The following is a 256-nucleotide window of genomic DNA, read 5'->3' on the forward strand; positions in this document are numbered from 1 at the left end:
GTTTTTAATATGTTTGATTCGACTTTAAATCCGTTATGGCAGCGTTACATCCTCGCCGTTCAGGAGGAAGTAAAACCGGCGCTGGGATGTACTGAACCGATTTCACTGGCGCTGGCGGCGGCGGTTGCTGCGGCAGAACTGGAAGGTCCGGTTGAACGTGTAGAAGCCTGGGTTTCGCCAAATCTGATGAAGAACGGTCTGGGCGTCACCGTTCCCGGCACGGGAATGGTGGGGCTGCCGATTGCGGCGGCGCTGG

1 pseudogene is annotated in these 256 nt (G+C 56.6%); it reads left to right on the forward strand.

From position 1 onward, the window contains the following. Positions 1-9 precede the first annotated feature (9 nt). Positions 10-256, forward strand: a pseudogene (locus tag R2R70_RS21560) (serine dehydratase subunit alpha family protein); the annotation flags it as partial.

Source organism: Cobetia sp. SIMBA_158, assembly GCF_046566945.1.
GTDB lineage: Bacteria > Pseudomonadota > Gammaproteobacteria > Pseudomonadales > Halomonadaceae > Cobetia > Cobetia amphilecti.